Raw genomic sequence first — 17899 nt, forward strand, 5'->3', positions numbered from 1 at the left:
TTCGATCACCGGAGTCACGCAGACGGTACGCACCCCGGCTATACATCCGGTGTATACCCGTGGTGTAGAGTCCCCCGCATGTCGATCGGACAGACTTTCCTGGGCCTGCTGGAGGCCAGCCCACGGCACGGCTACGAGCTGAAACGGGTCTACGACGAACGCTTCGGCCAGGGCCGACCGCTGCACTACGGGCAGGTCTACTCGACGCTGGCCCGGCTGCTGAAGAGCGGTCTGGTCACCGTCGACGGCGTGGAGCCCGGCGCCGGCCCGGAGCGCAAGCGCTACGCCATCACCGCCGCCGGGGTCACCGACGTGCAGCACTGGCTGGCCCGGCCGGAGAAGCCCGACACCTACCTGCAGAACACCCTCTACGCCAAGGTCGTGCTCGGGCTGCTCACCGGCCGCGACGCCGCCGACATCCTGGACGTGCAGCGCGCCGAGCACCTGCGGCTGATGCGTACCCTCACCCGGCGCAAGGCCGACGGCGACCTCGCCGACCAGCTCATCTGCGACTTCGCGCTCTTCCACCTGGAGGCCGACCTGCGGTGGCTGGAGCTGACCGCCGCCCGCCTCGACCAGCTCGCCGCCACCCTCTCCGCCGACCCACCCGCCGCACGCTCCGGTTCGGCACAGCGGGACGGCGACCCGACCGGATCCGAGGTGTCGGCATGACCGCCGAGGAACAGCCGCTGCTGGCCGCGGTCGCGCTGCACAAGGCGTACGGGACGACCCCGGCGCTGGACGGGGCGAGCCTGGCGATCCGGGCCGGCGAGGTGGTGGCCGTGATGGGTCCCTCCGGCTCCGGCAAGTCGACCCTGCTGCACTGCCTGGCCGGGATCGTCCGGCCGGACGCCGGTGCGGTGCGCTACCGCGACCGGGAACTCTCCGCCATGTCCGACGCCGAACGCAGCGCGCTGCGCCGCAGCGAGTTCGGCTTCGTGTTCCAGTTCGGCCAACTGGTGCCCGAACTGAGCTGCCTGGAGAACGTCGCGCTGCCGCTGCGGCTGGCCGGGGTACGCCGCCGCGAGGCCGAGCGCCGGGCGGCGCAGTGGCTGGACCGACTGGAGGTCACCGACGTGGCCGGACAGCGTCCCGGCGAGGTCTCCGGCGGGCAGGGGCAGCGGGTCGCGGTGGCCCGGGCCCTGGTCAGCGCGCCCCGGGTCGTCTTCGCCGACGAGCCGACCGGTGCGTTGGACTCGCTCAACGGCGAGCAGGTGATGCGGCTGCTCACCGGGGCGGCCCGGGAGGCCGCCGCCGCCGTCGTGCTGGTCACGCACGAGCCACGGGTCGCCGCGTACGCCGACCGGGAGGTCGTGGTGCGCGACGGTCGTACCCGCGAAACCGTGCTGGCGGACCGATGAGCCGGCACCGCAGCACCGGGTGGGCGGCGGACCTCGCCCTCGGCGCCCGGCTGGTCTTCGCCGGTGGCCGCAACGGGCTGCTGCGCACCCTGATGACTGCCGTCGGGGTGGGCCTCGGGGTGGCCCTGCTGCTGACCAGCACCTCCGTCTCCACCATGCTCGACGGGCGGTCGGAGCGGAACGCCGCCCGCGACGACCAGTTCTTCGGCTCCGCGCAGCCACCGCCCGGCGACCGGACCCTGCTCGTCACGGCGGCCGACACCGTCTACCGCAACGAGGTGATCCGGGGCCGCCTGCTCCAGCCCGACGGCGCGCATCCACCGGTGCCACCCGGGCTGACCCGGCTCCCCGGCCCCGGTGAGCTGGTCGTCTCTCCCGCGCTGGCCCGGCTCCTCGACTCGCCGGACGGGGCGCTGCTCCGGCCCCGGCTGGATCATCCCGTCGTCGGCACCATCGCCGACGAGGGCCTCTCCGGGCCCAACGAGTACGCCTACTACCTCGGCACCGACCAGCTCCGGCCGGGCGGCCCCACGATGCGGATCGACCACTTCGGTTCCGAGTCGAGCAGCGAGGGGCTGGACCCCGTGCTGATGCTGCTCGTCCTGATCATCTTCGTGGTGCTGCTGCTGCCGATCGCGGTCTTCATCGCCGCCGCCGTACGCTTCGGCGGCGAGGCCCGGGACCGGCGACTCGCGGCGCTCCGGCTGGTCGGCGCGGACGCGGTGACGACCCGCCGGGTCGCGGCCGGGGAGGCACTGGTCGGCGCGCTCTTCGGACTCCTGGCCGGTGCGGCCTTCTTCCTGCTCGGCCGGCAACTCGTCGAACAGGTCACCCTGGAGGGGATCAGCGTCTTCGCCGGGGACGTCCGGCCGAGCCCGGCGCTGGCTGTCCTGATCGTCCTGGCGGTGCCCGCCGTCGCCGTCGCGGTCGCCCAGCTCGCGCTGCGCCGGATCGTCGTCGAACCGCTCGGCGTGGTACGCCGCTCCGCGAGTCGCCGACGCCGGCTCTGGTGGCGGTTGACCGTGCCGATCGTCGGCGTCGCGCTGCTCGCCCCGCTGCACGGCGGGATCGACCAGACCGGTGGCCCGGTCAACCAGGTCCAGGTGATCACCGGAGTCGCCCTGCTCCTGGTCGGCGTCGCCGCGCTGCTGCCCTGGCTGGTCGAGTCCGTGGTCGGTCGGCTCCGCGGCGGCACCGTCTCCTGGCAGCTCGCCATCCGCCGGCTGCAACTCGACAGCGAGTCCTCGGCCCGGATGGTGAGCGGCGTCGCGGTCGCGGTGGCCGGCGGGATCGCGCTACAGATGCTCTTCGCCGGGGTCCAGCACGAATACGTCCGGGCCACCGGGCACGACGTCAGCCGGGCCCAGACGATGGTGGTGGTCGACGACGGCCTGGCCGGGGCCCACCCCGGCTCGCTGGCCGAGCGGTTCCGGACCATCCCCGGGGTCGACGCGGCGGTCGGCGTCCTCGACACCACCGTGTCGCCGGTCGGCTGGACCCCCGACGAGTACGGCGAGCGGCCGGCGACCCTGCTGCGGATCGCGGACTGCGCGGCGCTGCGCGAACTCGCCGTACCTGATCGCTGTGTGGACGGCGACGTCTTCCGGATCACCGACGAGCGGCCGTTGGACCGGGCGAACATCCCGGCACCCGGCCGGGAGTTGGAGATCGGCTTCCGTGACCCGGCGACGACCACCCGGTGGACCGTGCCGGCCGGACTGCGGACCGTCCCCGGCCGGACCGACCCGGCCGGCAACCAGTTCACCGGCCTGCTCGTCACCCCCGGCGCGCTCGACCCGGGCACGCTGCGCGGGCTCGGCGGCAGGGTCTATCTCAGCATGGACCTGACCCGGCCCGACACCATCGAACTGGTCCGCAACGCGGCGGCCGGATTCGGCCCGGTGACGCAGGTGCAGACGTTGCGGGCCACCGAGGAGGTCACCCGGTTCGCCCAGCTCCGCCGTGGGCTCTACGTCGGGGTGGTGGCCACGCTGCTGCTGCTCGGGGCCAGCCTGCTGGTCGGCATCCTGGAGCAGTTGCGGGAACGCCGCCGCGCGCTGGCCGTACTGGTGGCGTTCGGCACCCGGCGCGGCACCCTGAGCACCTCGGTGCTCTGGCAGACCGCCGTACCGGTGCTGCTCGGGCTCGTCCTGGCGATCGGGCTGGGTACGGCGCTCGGCGGCATCCTGCTGGTCCTGGTCGGCCAGCCCGTACGCCTCGACTGGCCCAGCATCGCCAGCATGTCCGGGATCGCCGGGGCCGTCGTCCTGCTGGTGACCGCGCTCAGCCTGCCCGCGCTGTGGCGGCTGCTCCGCCCGACCGGACTGCGCACGGAATGATGCTCCGCCCGGCCGGACGGCGCACGGAGTGAGCCGTCGTCCCCGGCCCGCCGGTGGACCGATCGACAGTCGTCGCGATCGCCCACCGGTGGGGCCGGGGACGACGCCCGGCGGGCGGTCCACAGCGGAGACCCGTTTTCGGCCCGGCCGCTCTTGCCCCGGTCTGCTAGACAGGTGACCCAGTCCGGCGCGCATTTCGAGCGGAGTGGATATGGGCAGTCGAATTCCAGCAGCAGAGAGCCCCCGATTCGGGCGGTGGTCACGACGAGGCGTCCTCGGCGCCGGGCTGGCGGTCGGTGGCGCCGTCCTGCTCGGCGATCCGGCCCGGGCCCGGCCGGTCGGGGTGCCGGGCGGGCAGCCGCCGGCGCCCGGCAAGGAACGACTCCGGCCGGGGGCGGCGTTCCTCGGTTCGCCCGGCCCGCTCATCGACCCGGCGCGGGAGATCTCGCCGCCGCTGAATCCGGAGGCCCTCTGGGACGTGCCCCGGCTCTCCGCCGAGGACGCCCGCCGGCTCGCCCCCTCCGCCGAGTCGACCGCGGGCGTCGCGTCGCTCTCCTCGTCGAGTTCCGTGCCCGGAGTCCCGTTCGACTTCCAATACCACCCGTTCGAGATCCGTGACCTCCCCGACGAGATCCGGCCGTACTACCTGCGGCTCGCGGTGCCGCTGGAGGACACCGAGCCGCACGACTCGACCGGGGTCCGGATGTCCATCCGCAACGGACGGATGTACGACCACCCGGTGGCACAGGCGCAGTACGGGCTGGCGCTGATCGAGGCGCACCGGATCACCGGCAACGCCGAATACCTGGAACGGGCGAAGAAGCAGGCCCAGCGCCTGGTCGACCGGCGGGTGGAGCACGGCGGCGGATGGTTCTTCCCGTACCCGTTCGAGTTCGTCCTGCACGGCACCAACGAGCTCTACGACCCACCGTGGTATTCGATGATGGCCCAGGGGCAGGCGCTCAGCCTCTTCTGTCGGCTCTACAAGCTGACCGGGGCCGGCATCTGGCTGGCCGCCCTCAACGGCACCTTCGCCTCCTACCTGGTCACCCCGGTCGCCGGCCGCCCCTGGGGCGTCTACGTGGTGGACGGCCGCCTCTGGCTGGAGGAGTACGCGCACCCGCAGCGGATCTCCGGCGACCTCACCTACAACGGGCACAACTTCTCGCTCTTCGGCCTCTGGGACTTCTTCGTGCTGACCGGGGACGAGCGGGCGAAGGTGCTGTTGCAGGGCGCGCTGACCACCATGCGGGACGTCTACGCCGACATCCGCAACCGGCACTGGCGCAGCAAGTACTGCCTGCGGCACGGCTCGGACGCCAACACCTACCACACCATCCACATGACCCAGCACATCTGCTGCTACGCGATCACCGGTGACACGATCTTCGCGCAGATCGCCGAGCTCTACTACACCGACTTCCCGCCGCACGGCGTCGCCGGCCCGGTCACCTTCCAGCCCGGCCAGCACACCGGCTACCGGTTCGACAGCGCCGGTGCGGTCACCGCGAGCAAGACGATCAGCCTGAGCCGGCGCAGCAGCGCGCCCTCCGCCGACCGGCTGAAGATCCTCCGCCAGGAGGGGATCTGGTACGAGATCACCGCCGGCTCGCTGGCCGGCTACTACCTGGAGGAGCTCCGGCAGCACTCGTACATGACCGGCGAGGCCGCTCCGATGGGCTACCGGATCCTGCGCCCGGCGACGGTGGCGCAGGAACCGCTGACCCTCTACACCATCACCTCGGGCGACTCGATGAGCTCGGTGGTCAGCGACTACCGGTTGAACGATCCGATCAACCTGGACCGGCGGACCGTGGTGAACGGGGTGGCACACGTCCGGCTCGCCGACGGCGACCACGCCGGCTGGTTCGCCGGTTACACCGCCGTCAACCGGATCTGAGCACCCGGCCCGGCCCCGGGGCGGATGCTCCCGGGACCGGGCCGCCCCCTCCCCCGGTGTCAGGCCCGGGCCAGCCGGGCCAGTCGGGCGTCCCGCTTCTCCTCGAAGCGGGCCGCCGCCCGGTCCAGCCCGTCGAGCTGCGCCGCCAACTCTTCGCGGGCGGCCTCGCCGTCGGCGTCCAGGCCGGTGACGTTCCAGACGTCCCACTGCCGGAGTACCGGCATGAGTACGTCGTCGCGGTGCTGGCGCAGGTCGTAGATGCCGGCCAAGGCGATCGCCACCGACTTGCGGGCGAAGCCCTCGATGCCGTTGCCGGGCATCTGGAAGTCGGCCACCACGTCGGCGACCGCCCGCATCGCCTGGCTCGGTGCCAGTTCGAAGGCGGCGCCGAGCAGGTTGCGGTAGAAGACCATGTGCAGGTTCTCGTCGGCGGCGATCCGGGCGAGCAGCTGCTCGCAGCGCGGGTCGCCGGTGACCCGGCCGGTGTTGCGGTGCGAGATCCGGGTGGCGAGTTCCTGGAACGAGACGTACGCCAGCGAGTGCAGTACCTCGTCGTCGTGCGGGTTGTCGTAGCCGGCGGACATGTGCGTCATCCGGGCCCGCTCCAGCGCCACCGGGTCGACCGCCCGGGTCACGGTCAGGTAGTCGCGGATCGCCGTGCCGTGCCGCCCCTCCTCGGCGGTCCACCGGTGCACCCAGGTCCCCCAGGCGCCGTCCCGGCCGAAGAGGGTCGCGATCTGGTGGTGGTACGACGGCAGGTTGTCCTCGGTCAGCAGGTTGACCACCAGCGCGGTCCGGGCCACCTCGGGGACGATGCTGTCCTCGGGCTGCCACGCCTCGCCGTCGAGGATCCCGTCGAAGGTCCGTCCCTCGCCCCACGGCACGTACTCGTGCGGAAACCACTCCTTGGCCGCCCGGAGGTGCCGGTCGAGGTTGCCCGCGACGACCGGCTCCAACTCGATCAGCAGGGCGGTCTGGCTGAGCGGTGCGGTGGGGGTGACGGTCACGGGCTCTCCCTACGCTGGCGTAAGTTACGTTAGCGTAGGTTACGGCCGTCACCCCCGGTGATGCAAGATCAGCCCACCGTCGGCCAGAGGTCCGCGGCCGGTGGCGACCAGGCGTCCGGCACCGCCGCCACCTGCTCGCCGGAGCGGATGTCCTTCACCTCGTCGCCCATCCCGTCCGCCCCGGGGAACCAGACGTACGGGATGCCGCGCCGCTCGGCGTACCGGATCTGCTTGCCGAACTTCGCCGCCGACGGCGACACCTCGGTCGGGATGCCCCGGCGGCGCAGCGCCTCGGCGATCCGGTTGCTCTCCGGCCGGCGCTCCTCGGCGGCCAGCGCCACCAGCACACAGGTCGGCACGCTGCGGGAGATCGTCAGCGCCTCCGCGCCGAAGAGCAGCCCGAGCAGCCGGGTGACCCCGATCGAGATGCCCACCCCCGGGAACCGGGCGTTGCCGTCGCTGGCCAGGTTGTCGTACCGGCCGCCGGAGCTGACCGAGCCGAACCGCTCGTACCCGCGCAGCTGGGTCTCGTAGACCGTACCCGTGTAGTAGTCCAGGCCCCGGGCGATGCGCAGGTCGGCGACGCAGAGCCCGGGGGCGTGCGCCACCGCGTTCTCCATCACCGCGACCAGTTCGGTCAGCCCCTCGTCCAGCAGCGGATCGGTCACCCCTAGCCCGCGCACCGCGTCGGCGAAGGACGGATCCGGGCTGGCGATCTCGGTCAGCGCCAGGCACGCCTTGGCCTGCGCCTCGGTCGCCCCGGCGGTCTCGGCCAGCAGCGCCGCCACCCGGTCCGGCCCGACCCGGTCCAGCCGGTCCACCGCACGCAGCGCCGCCAGCGGATCGGCCAGCCCGAGCCCCCGGTAGAAGCCTTCGAGGATCTTGCGGTTGTTGACCTGGACGGTGATCGGCAGCCGTCCGTCGGTGCCGCGGATCGGCAGGCCGCCGAGCGCGTCGCCGAGCACCAGCGGGATCTCGGCCTCGTGGTGCGGCGGCAGGGTGTCCCGGTCCACGATGTCGATGTCGGCCTGGAGGAACTCGCGGTAGCGCCCCTCCTGCGGGCGTTCGCCGCGCCAGACCTTCTGGATCTGGTAGCGCCGGAACGGGAACTGGAGCCGGCCGGCGTTCTCCAGCACGTACCGGGCGAACGGCACCGTCAGGTCGAAGTGCAGCCCCAGGGTGCCCTCGCCGGTGCTGGCCGGCCCCTCCTCCTGGAGGCGACTGATCAGGTAGACCTCCTTTGAGGTCTCGCCCTTGCGCAGGAGCTGCTCCAGCGGCTCGACGGCGCGGGTCTCCAGCGGCGCGAAGCCGTACAGCTCGAAGGTGCGGCGGATCCGGTCGAGCACGTACTGCTCGATCATCCGCTGCGGCGGCGCCCACTCGGGGAAGCCGGAGATGGGTGTTGGCTTGCTCATGACGCTCCTGTCGGATCTCGCGCAGCCGCGCGAGCGGGGATTACCAGCCTCGGGTGGACGCGACCCGCGGCCCGTCCGGGCCGGCGACCTCGATCAGGTACGGGTTGCTGGCCCGCTCGCGGCCGATGCTGGTCGCGGGGCCGTGGCCGGGCAGCACGACGGTGTCGTCGGCGAGCGGGAGGATCTTCTCCCGCAGGCTGCGTACCATCGTCGACGAGCTGCCGCCCGGCAGGTCGGTGCGGCCGATCGACCCGGCGAAGAGCACGTCGCCCGCCAGGCAGATCTGCTCCGCCGCCCAGTCCACACCCGGTGGAAGGGGCAGGTCGGACCGGACTGCCGAGCCCGTGCCCGGCAGCCGGAACAGCACCGACCCGCCGGTATGGCCCGGGGCGTGGTCGACGGTGATCTCCAACCCGGCCAGCGCCAGGGTCGCCCCGTCGGTCAGCTCGGCCACGTCCTCCGGCTCGGTGTACGGCAGCCGCCCGCCGAAGAGCCGGGTCAGGTCCGCCGAGAGCCCCTTGGCCGGGTCGGCGAGCAGCTCGCGGTCGCCCGGATGCACGTACGCCGGGATGCCCCGGGCGCCGCAGACCGGCGCGACCGAGAAGGTGTGGTCGAGATGACCGTGGGTCAGCAGCACGGCGGCCGGCCGCAGCCGATGCTCGGCCAGCAGGTCGTCGAGCCGGTCCAGCACCCCGATGCCGGGGTCGACGACGACACACTGTTCCCCGGGCGCGGTGGCCACCACGTAGCAGTTGGTGCCGAACGCGTCCGCGGGGAAGCCGGCGACGAGCACGTCCGCTCCTCCCATCCGACGGTCTCAGGGGCGGTACGGGGCTCCTGGGTCTCGGTAGCGATTCGACCCCACCATATCGGGCGGCCCTCGGGGCCGACCGCCCATATACACCTGCCCCGGGAGGCATCAGGGGACACAGTGATAATCTCCGATGGTTTCGGAGTGACCTCGTACAACACTTTCCCAGCGGTTACCCGTACACTCTGGCGGGCGTGTGGCGTGGCGCACTTGACGCCGGGGCGGCGGATCGTGCCGTTGGCCAGGACGACCGTCGGCGCGGCAACCAGAGGCAAGACGACGACCAGGGCACATGGAAAGGGGAGCTCGGGTGGCTTCCAGCAGGGACCGGCAGCGCAAACTCGCGCGGGCGAAGCTCGACCGGCAGATGGCCCGGCGGGCGGCCACTGCCCGGCGCAAGCGACAGATCCGCGCCGGGATCGGCTCCGCCCTCGCGCTGCTGCTGATCGTGCTGGGCTCGTTCTGGGCGCTCGGCGGTTTCGACCGCGAGCCGGCCGACGACACCGCCGCCGCCGAGACCTGCGCCTGGAGCAGCCAGGACGCCCAGGCGAACACGAACCTCAAGGACGTCGGCACCCCGCCCACCCGGGACCTCCCCACCACCGGCACCCGGCCGATGACGATCACCACGAACCAGGGCGCCCCGGTCACCGTCGAACTTGACCTGGCCACCGCGCCCTGCGCGGCGGCCAGCTTCACCCACCTGGCCGGCAAGTCGTTCTTCGACAACACCAAGTGCCACGAGCTGACCAGCGAGGGGGCGCTGCGCTGCGGCGACCCGAGCGGCACCGGCCAGGGCGGCCCGACCTACACCTTCCTGAGCGAGAACACCCCGGAGGCCCCGGCGGCGAGCCCGTCCGCCGACCCGTCGGCCAGCGCCAGCTCGGCGGCGAGCCCGTCCGCCAGCCCGGCGGCGACCACTCCGGCCGCACCGCTCTACCCGGTCGGCACCGTCGCCATGATCGGAAACGCGCCCGGCGCCAACGGCAGCCAGTTCCTGATCTTCTTCAAGGACTTCAGCCCGACCCAGCCCAGCTATCCGATCGTCGGCCGGGTGACCAGCGGACTCGACGTGATCAAAAAGATCGGCGCCATGGAAACCGTGGACAATGGTTCTGGCGTCAAAATCAAGCCGAAGACCGACGTGGTGATCCAGAGCCTCACCGTTGGTGAGCCGGCGTCGGCCGACCCGACGGCCGTGCCGTCGGCGGCGACCCCGACGCCGCCGGTGCCGTCGGCCAGCCCGACGGTTGCCGGACAGTCCTGAGAACCGCAGAGACCAGCACAGCCGCGGACCCGGCCGCGCTGCACATAGTCCAGGAGGAGCCACCGTGACGTCCACCAGAGAGCGGCAGCGCGCCGCGGCGCGGGCCAAGCTGGAACGGGAGATGGCCGAGCGCGCCGCTGCCGCCCGCAAGCGCCGGCAAGTGCAGGCCAGCATCGGCGCCGGGGTGGCGTTGCTGCTGGTGGTCGCGGGCACGGTGTGGCTGGTGATGAGCGTCGGTGACGACAAGGACGGCTCGACCCAGGCGGGCACGGCCACCTGCGCCTGGACCGACATCCCGGCCGACCAGCGCAACGCGGCGACCAAGGACGTCGGGCTGCCGCCGACCTCGGTGAAGAACACCGGCAGTCAGGTGATGACGATCGACACCAACCTCGGGCCGATCACCGCCAAGCTCAACCTCGCCGACGTGCCCTGCACCGCCGCCAGCTTCACGCACCTGGCCGAGAAGAAGTTCTTCGACAACACCAAGTGCCACCGGCTGGTCACCCAGGGCCTTCAGGTCCTCCAGTGCGGCGACCCGAGCGTCACCGGTGACAAGTGGAAGGAAACCGACGGTACGGGCGGCCCGGCGTACCGGTTCGCCGAGGAGAACCTGCCGACGGACAAGCGGCCGCCGTACCCGGCCGGGGTGATCGCGATGGCGAACTCGGGGCAGCCGGGCAGCACCGGCAGCCAGTTCTTCATCGTGTACGGCGACTCGCAGCTCCCCGCCCAGTACACCGTGCTCGGCACCGTCACCAGCGGCCTGGACCTGGTCGCCCAGGTCGGCGCGGCCGGCGACGACGGCGCCTTCGCGCAGCAGGCCGGTGGCGGCCACCCGAAGAAGGAAGTTCTGATCAAGTCGCTGACCATGGCTTCCCCGGTCGGCTGAGACTTCCGACCGCGGTCGACAACGGCGCCGCGCCACCCCGTCGGGGGTGGCGCGGCGCCGTTTCTGTCATCCGTGCCGGGTGCCGCCCCTACTGAGGAGCCGGCCCCGGGCGGCCCTCAGGCGCCCGAGGTGACCCGGTAGGCGTCAAAGACGCCGTCCACCTTGCGTACGGCGGCCAGCAGGTGCCCCAGGTGCTTCGGGTCGGCCATCTCGAAGCTGAACCGGCTCACCGCCACCCGGTCCCGGGTGGTGGTGACGGTCGCCGAGAGGATGTTGACCCGCTCGTCGGAGAGCACCCGGGTCACGTCCGCGAGCAGCTTGTGCCGGTCCAGCGCCTCGACCTGGATCGCGACCAGGAACGTCGAGGCCGAGGTGAGCCGCCAGCTCACCTCGACGATGCGCTCGGTCTGCACCTTGAGTTCCTCGGCGTTGGCGCAGTCGTCCCGGTGCACGCTCACCCCGCCGGAGCGGGTCACGAACCCGAAGACGGTGTCCGGCGGCACCGGCGTGCAGCAGCGGGCCAGCTTGATCCAGACGTCGCTGACCCCCCGGACCACCACGCCCGGGTCGTTGCTGTTGCCCCGGCGCTGCGGACGGGTCGCTACGGCGGTCTCGGCGAGGTCCTCGGCGGCCCCCTCCTCGCCGCCGTAGCCGGCCATCAGCTTCTGCACCACCGACTGGGCGGAGACCTGGCTGTCGCCGACGGCCGCGTAGAGCGAGGCGACGTCGGCCAGGTGCAGGTCCCGGGCGATGGTCATCAGGTTGTCCGTGGTCAGCATCCGCTGCAACGGCATGCCCTGCTTGCGCATCGCCTTGACGATCGCGTCCTTGCCGGCCTCGATCGCCTCCTCGCGGCGCTCCTTGTTGAAGTATTGCCGGATCTTCGTCCGCGCCCGGGGGCTCTTGACGAAGCCCAGCCAGTCCTGCGTCGGACCGGCGGTGTCGGACTTCGAGGTGAAGATCTCGATCACGTCGCCGTTGGAGAGCGTCGACTCCAGCGGCACCAGCTTGCCGTTCACCCGCGCGCCGATGCACTTGTGCCCCACCTCGGTGTGCACCGCGTAGGCGAAGTCGACCGGGGTCGAGGCGGTCGGCAGCGGGATCACGTCGCCCTTGGGCGTGAAGACGTAGACCTCCTGGCTGGAGAGGTCGAAGCGGAGCGCGTCGAGGAACTCGCTCGGGTCGGCCGCCTCGCGCTGCCAGTCCAGCAGCTGCCGCAGCCACGTCATCTCGTCGATGTGGGCCGGCGGGCCGACGACCGTCTCGCCCTTCTTCTCCTTGTACTTCCAGTGCGCGGCGATGCCGAACTCGGCCGTACGGTGCATTGCGTAGGTGCGGATCTGCATCTCGACCGGCTTGCCGCTCGGCCCGATCACCGTGGTGTACAACGACTGGTACATGTTGAACTTCGGCATCGCGATGTAGTCCTTGAACCGGCCCGGCACGGGCTGCCAGTTCGCGTGGATCACACCGAGGGCCGCGTAGCAGTCCCGCACCGTGTCGACCAGGATGCGCACGCCGACCAGGTCGTAGATGTCGTTGAAGTCCCGACCCCGGACGATCATCTTCTGGTAGATCGAGTAGAGGTGCTTGGGTCGACCGGTGGTCTCCGCCTTGATCTTGGCGGACCTGAGGTCGACCTGCACCTTCTGGGTCACCTGCCGGAGCAGCGCCTCACGCTGCGGCTGGTGCTCCCCGATCAGCCGGTTGATCTCCTCGTAGCGCTTCGGGAAGAGGTTGGCGAAGGCCAGGTCCTCCAGCTCCCACTTGATGGTGTTCATACCGAGCCGGTGCGCCAGCGGAGCCAGGATCTCCAGCGTCTCCTTGGCCTTCTGCTCCCGCTTGGCAGGCGGCAGGAAGGTCAGGGTACGCATGTTGTGCAGCCGGTCGGCCAGCTTGATGACCAGCACCCGGGGGTCCTTGGCCATCGCCACGACCATCTTGCGGATCGTCTCCGCCTTGGCCGCGTCGCCCAGCTTGACCTTGTCCAGCTTGGTGACGCCGTCGACCAGCAGCGCGACCTCGGCGCCGAAGTCGGCGCGCATCTGGTCGAGCCCGTAGTCGGTGTCCTCGATGGTGTCGTGCAGCAGCGCGGCGACCAGCGTGGTGGTGTCCATCCCGAGGTTGGCCAGGATGGTGGCGACCGCCAGCGGGTGGGTGATGTAGGGGTCGCCGGACTTGCGGTACTGCCCGGAGTGCCACCGGGCGGCCATGTCGAAGGCGCGTTGCAGCAGCCGCGCGTCCGCCTTGGGGTGCGCGGCGCGGTGCGTCGCGATAAGCGGCTCCAACACCTCGCTCACCTGAGGGGTCTGCCAGGGCGCGTTGAACCGGGCCAGCCGGGCCCGGACCCGGCGCCCGGTGGGCGCGTTGGCCAGGGCGAAGCTCGTCGCGGGCGGCGGTGCGACCCCGGCGGCCATTCCGGCGAACTCGGCGGCCGCGCTGGCTCCCACGGTGGCGCCGACACCGGCCGGCACCGCCCCGCCGTCGACGACGGGACCGACCGGCGACCCGGCGACCGGGGCAGCGGCCCCGGCCTGGCTGCCGGCGGCCGGCTGGACCGCGCCGAGCGGTCGGTTCGGCGTGGCCGCCCGTCCGGAGTCAGGCTGGGCCTGCTCGGCGGCGACCACCGCCTCCGCCGGCCCACCGGCTCGGACGGACCCGTTGACCTGGGGCTGGCCACCACCGGCGCGGGTCGTGCCGTCGGCAGGGGTATCAGCTTCGTTGGTGGGATGCACCATGCCCTCCGCCGGAGGGGCGACATCGGAAGACACCGGCCTCCTCAACACTTCGCCGGGAATGACCCGACCGTAGCCGGTCGAGCCGGTCCTACGCCAGTCGCGGGCATGTCACCCGGGCCGGCCACGAAGGGCAATCGTACCCGCACCGGCGACCTGGTGACCGTCCTCCGGGCGTACGGGCCGGTCGTGGCGGGCAACCGGGACTAAACAGTCAACAGGGCATGAACCGGACGAGGTGCCAGCCGGTCGCGGCCGTTCAGGAAGCTCAGTTCCAGCAGCACGCTGAACCCGGCCACCGTGCCACCGGCCCGCTCCACGAGATCCAGGGTGGCCCGCGCCGTCCCGCCGGTGGCGAGGACGTCGTCGACCACCAGCACCCGGTGTCCGGCCGTGAACGCGTCCTGGTGCACCTCCAGGGTGGCCTCGCCGTACTCCAGGGCGTACGAGGCGGCGTACGCGGCCCGGGGCAGCTTGCCGGCCTTGCGTACCGGCACCACCCCGACCCCGGTGGCGTACGCGATCGCGGCGGCCACCACGAAGCCGCGCGCCTCGATCCCGACCACCGCGTCGAACGAGTCCCGGCCGTGGTGGTCGACGATGTCGTCGATCACCCCCCGAAACGCGGCGCCGTCGGCGAACAACGGCATCAGGTCCTTGAACACGACGCCCGGCTTCGGGAAGTCGGGCACGTCCAGCACCCGGCTGGCCACCAGCTGGGCGGTCACCGGGCCGCTGTCGCCGCGTACCTCGGTCGGGGTCTCCGTCACACTGCGTCCTCTCCGGGCAAAGGCGCCCGACCCGCCGCCTGGGCGGCGCGTCGGGCGCCTTTCGATCCGTTCGTCCGGCTCAGCGCCGCTTGCCACCGGGCCGGTTGCCGCCGGAGCGACCGCCCCGGGCACCACCGGACCGCTTGCCCGACGGCCGGGAGCCGACCTTCGGCGCGGCCCCGGCCAGCGCGGTCGCCTCGGTGGCCGGCGCCGGAGCCTCCTCGGCCGCCGGCTGGTCGGCCGGCGCCTCGGCGGCGGTCGACCGGGCCTGGCCGGGCTGCCGGTTGGGGCGACGCACGGCGGAGGCGTCCCGGCCGCCGCCGGCCCGGCGGGTCAGCACCCGCTGGGTGTGCTGCCGAATCCGCGGCTCGCGGTTCTTCAGCGCCACCAACAGCGGCGTCGAGAAGAAGATCGACGAGAAGAACGCGGCGCCCATACCGACGAAGAGCACCAGACCGAGGTCCTTCAGCGTGCCGGCGCCGAGCAGCCCGGCGCCGATGAAGAGCAGACCACCGACCGGCAGCAGGGCGACCACCGAGGTGTTGATCGACCGCATCAGCGTCTGGTTCAGGGCCAGGTTGGCCGCCTCGGCGTACGTCTGGCTGCTGCCCCCGGTGATGCCTCGGGTGTTCTCCTGGATCTTGTCGAAGACCACCACGCTGTCGTAGAGGGCGAAACCGAGGATGGTGAGGAAGCCGACGATGGTCGACGGGGTCACCTCGAAGCCGACCGCCGAGTAGATACCGGCGGTGAGCAGCAGGTCCAGCAGGAGGCCGGCGACGGCGGCGATCGCCATCCGCAACTCGAACCGGAGCACCAGGTAACCGGTGACCAGCACCACGAAGATCACCAGACCGAGCAGCGCCCGCTGGGTGATCTGGGCGCCCCAGGCCGCGCTGACCCGGTTGTCGCTGATCTCGTCGACCGCGATGCCCAACTCGGCGGCGACCGCGCTGCGGACCTCGCTGGCCTGCTGCTGCTCCAGCGGTGAGGTCCGGAAGAGGTAGGTGGCGTCGCCGACCCGCTGGCTGGAGACCACCTCGGCCGGCCCATCCGGGGTCGACTCCTCGGCGAGCGCCGAGTCCAGCGCCTCCTCGGCACGCTGCATCGTGCCGACGCTGGTCGGCACCTGGAACTCGTTGCCGCCCCGGAACTCGATGCCGAGGTGGAACCCCTGGATCAGGAAGCTCAGGATGGTCAGCAGCACCAACCCACCGGCGATGCCGAACCACAGCTTCCGCCGGGGAACGATGTCGAGACCGGCCTCACCGCGGTACAAGCGGCTGGCGAGCCCACTCCTGCTCATCTCAGGCCTCCTTCACGCGGGTCTTGCCGGTCGTCGGCGCCTCGTCGTCGTCCTGAGTGTGCAACGCCCGACCGAGACCGCTGACCCGCGGCGACAGGAACGCCGGGGTACGCGCGAACATCGCCATGATCGGATGCCGGAACAGGAAGACGACCACCAGGTCGAGGATGGTGGCCAGGCCCAGCGCGAAGGCGAAGCCCTGCACCGTGCCGACCGAGACGAGGTAGAGCACCACGGCGGCCATGATCGAGATCGCGTTCGCCGAGATGATCGTGCGGCGGGCCCGGGCCCAGGCGCGGGGTACCGCGCTGCGCGGGCTGCGTCCGTCCCGGATCTCGTCTTTCAGACGTTCGAAGTAGATGACGAAGGAGTCGGCGGCGACACCCAACGAGACGATGAAGCCGGCGATTCCCGCCAGGGTCAGGGTGAAGCCGATCTGCCGGCCGAGTACCACCAGCGCGCCGAAGACCAGGATCGCGGAGAGGACCAGGCTGAGGAAGATCACCGAGCCGAGCAGCCGGTAGTAGAAGAAGGCGTAGATGATCACCAGGAGCATCCCGATGCCGGCGGCGAGCAGGCCGGCCCGCAGGTGCTCGGTGCCGAGCGTGGCGGTGATGTTCTGCGCCTCCTGCGGCTGGAAGGTCAGCGGCAGGGCGCCGTAGCGGAGCTGGCTGGCCAGCTCGCTGGCGGTGGCGTTGGTGAAGCTGCCGGTGATCTGCGAGTCACCGGTCAGTACGCCCTGGATCTCCGGGGAGGAGATGATCTGGTTGTCGAGGACCACCGCCACCCGGCACCGGCCCTCGTCGCCCAGGGCTGCCTGGTCGCACTGGCTGTCGGTGTTGTTGTACGCCTCGCGGGTCAGGTTGGTCCACTTGCTCTGACCGCTGCCGGTGAAGTCCAGGCTGACCACCCACTGGCTGGTGGTCTGGTCGAGCACCCCGTCGGCGTCCTCGACGTCGGTCCCCTCCACCTTGGCGACGTCCAGCAGGTTCTTCTGCTGGCCGCTCTCGCAGGCGACCACCTGCTGGTCCGACTCCTTGATCGAGCCGGGCGGCCGCTGGTCGAGCTTCTCGCAGGTGATGGTCGGTACGTTGAACTGGATGCTGGCCGGCAGGACCCGGATCTCCTGCGGGGTCAGCTCGGCGAAGGGCTTGAGCTTCTCGGCGAGGGCCGGGTCCGCGCTGAAGTCCGCCGGCGCCTGGAGCGCGGTGGCGGCGGCCCAGGCCTCGGCGCCGACCTTCTGCTCCACCGCCGCGCGCTGGGCCTCCAGGGTCTGGTCGCCCGGAGCCGCCGGGGCGGCGCTGGCCGAGGCGCTCGGTGCCGGCGAGGCGCTGCCGCTCGGGGTCGGCGTCGGGGCCGGAGCACCACCGCCCTGACCACCACCGGCACCCGGCGACGAGGTCACGTCCGGAGCCGGGCTGCCGGACGGGCTGGCGCTGCCGGACGGGGCCGGGCTGCCGGAGGGAGCCGGGCTGGCCGAGGCACCGGGCGACGGCGCGGCGTTGACCGGCCCGCCACCGTCGACGGTCTTGAGCACCTTGCGGAACCGCAGCTCGGCCGGGGTGCCGACGTCGTCGAGGTCGGCGTTCTGCCCGGGTACCGAGATCACGATGTTGCGGTTGCCCTCGGTGACCACCTCGGCCTCGGCGACACCTCGGCCGTCCACCCGGGCCTGGATGATCTGCCGGGCCTCCTCGAGGGAGCTGGCGGGGGGCGCCTGGCCGGCCTCGGTGGCCGCCTCCAGGGTCATCCGGGTGCCGCCGATGAGATCCAGGCCGAGCTTCGGCTCAAGCCGCTCCGTCCAGCTTCCCTTGGCCCCGGCGGCGAAGAACACCAGAAGGTAGAGGACGGTGAAGATCAACCCGAGGACGGCCAGCTGCCGCCCGGGTCGCATCTGTCCCTGAGGTGGTGCCACGGCTTTCCTGTCTCCCTGCGCGGTTCGGCCGCTAGTGGTGGGCGGCGGGTCGGACGCCGGTGGAGTCCGGCGACATACGTACCGCACCGGTGGGGGTCCCACCGGCCCGTCGATCTATTATCTTCGATGCCGAACCCGCCCCGTCGGCCGGGTGGGTCATCGAGCGTTTCTCAACCCGGAG

General features: G+C 71.8%; 13 protein-coding genes. 6 read left to right on the forward strand and 7 right to left on the reverse strand.

The window, feature by feature from the left end:
- The first annotated feature begins 78 nt into the window (after window positions 1–78).
- The 4 genes from C6W10_RS32335 to C6W10_RS32350 all read left to right on the forward strand — a co-directional run bounded on the left by C6W10_RS32335 (window position 79) and on the right by C6W10_RS32350 (window position 5600).
- Entirely contained in the window at window positions 79–672 is a 594-nt protein-coding gene (locus C6W10_RS32335) for a PadR family transcriptional regulator (RefSeq protein ID WP_107262851.1), read from the forward strand.
- Window positions 669–1361 (forward strand): ABC transporter ATP-binding protein, encoded by a 693-nt coding sequence (locus tag C6W10_RS32340; protein ID WP_107262852.1) that lies wholly within the window; start codon window positions 669–671, stop codon window positions 1359–1361. The genes C6W10_RS32335 and C6W10_RS32340 overlap by 4 nt, the downstream gene beginning before the upstream one ends.
- Complete coding sequence (locus C6W10_RS32345; protein ID WP_107262853.1) at window positions 1358–3700, forward strand: ABC transporter permease; 2343 nt, start codon at window positions 1358–1360, stop codon at window positions 3698–3700. Before C6W10_RS32340 ends, C6W10_RS32345 begins: the two co-directional genes overlap by 4 nt.
- Window positions 3701–3911: 211 nt before the next feature.
- Entirely contained in the window at window positions 3912–5600 is a 1689-nt protein-coding gene (locus C6W10_RS32350) for a D-glucuronyl C5-epimerase family protein (RefSeq protein WP_159104850.1), read from the forward strand.
- Window positions 5601–5659: 59 nt separating this feature from the next.
- Here the strand turns inward: C6W10_RS32350 and C6W10_RS32355 are convergent, their stop codons facing one another.
- The 3 genes from C6W10_RS32355 to C6W10_RS32365 form a co-directional block, all read right to left on the reverse strand.
- Complete coding sequence (locus C6W10_RS32355) at window positions 5660–6607, reverse strand: acyl-ACP desaturase (protein WP_107262855.1); 948 nt, start codon at window positions 6605–6607, stop codon at window positions 5660–5662.
- A gap of 68 nt (window positions 6608–6675) precedes the next feature.
- Complete coding sequence (hisS, locus tag C6W10_RS32360; RefSeq protein WP_107262856.1) at window positions 6676–8022, reverse strand: histidine--tRNA ligase; 1347 nt, start codon at window positions 8020–8022, stop codon at window positions 6676–6678.
- A gap of 40 nt (window positions 8023–8062) precedes the next feature.
- Entirely contained in the window at window positions 8063–8815 is a 753-nt protein-coding gene (locus C6W10_RS32365) for an MBL fold metallo-hydrolase (protein WP_107262857.1), read from the reverse strand.
- A gap of 328 nt (window positions 8816–9143) precedes the next feature.
- On the opposite strand from C6W10_RS32365, the gene C6W10_RS32370 reads away from it, so the two are divergent.
- The gene (locus tag C6W10_RS32370; protein WP_107262858.1) at window positions 9144–10100 is read left to right on the forward strand and encodes a peptidylprolyl isomerase; all 957 of its coding nucleotides are present in this window, start codon (window positions 9144–9146) and stop codon (window positions 10098–10100) included.
- A gap of 64 nt (window positions 10101–10164) precedes the next feature.
- Window positions 10165–10992 (forward strand): peptidylprolyl isomerase, encoded by an 828-nt coding sequence (locus C6W10_RS32375; protein ID WP_234361502.1) that lies wholly within the window; start codon window positions 10165–10167, stop codon window positions 10990–10992.
- Window positions 10993–11108: 116 nt separating this feature from the next.
- Here the strand turns inward: C6W10_RS32375 and C6W10_RS32380 are convergent, their stop codons facing one another.
- The 4 genes from C6W10_RS32380 to secD form a co-directional block, all read right to left on the reverse strand.
- Entirely contained in the window at window positions 11109–13763 is a 2655-nt protein-coding gene (locus C6W10_RS32380; protein WP_107262859.1) for a bifunctional (p)ppGpp synthetase/guanosine-3',5'-bis(diphosphate) 3'-pyrophosphohydrolase, read from the reverse strand.
- A 170-nt stretch (window positions 13764–13933) separates the two neighbouring features.
- Window positions 13934–14497: an adenine phosphoribosyltransferase gene (locus tag C6W10_RS32385; RefSeq protein WP_107262860.1), complete on the reverse strand. Its 564-nt coding sequence runs from the start codon at window positions 14495–14497 to the stop codon at window positions 13934–13936.
- A 79-nt stretch (window positions 14498–14576) separates the two neighbouring features.
- Window positions 14577–15803, reverse strand: a complete 1227-nt coding sequence (secF, locus tag C6W10_RS32390) for a protein translocase subunit SecF (protein ID WP_107262861.1) — start codon at window positions 15801–15803, stop codon at window positions 14577–14579.
- A 1-nt stretch (window position 15804) separates the two neighbouring features.
- Complete coding sequence (secD, locus tag C6W10_RS32395) at window positions 15805–17718, reverse strand: protein translocase subunit SecD (protein ID WP_199853781.1); 1914 nt, start codon at window positions 17716–17718, stop codon at window positions 15805–15807.
- Window positions 17719–17899 lie beyond the last annotated feature (181 nt).

This window comes from Plantactinospora sp. BB1 (assembly GCF_003030385.1).
GTDB lineage: Bacteria > Actinomycetota > Actinomycetes > Mycobacteriales > Micromonosporaceae > Plantactinospora.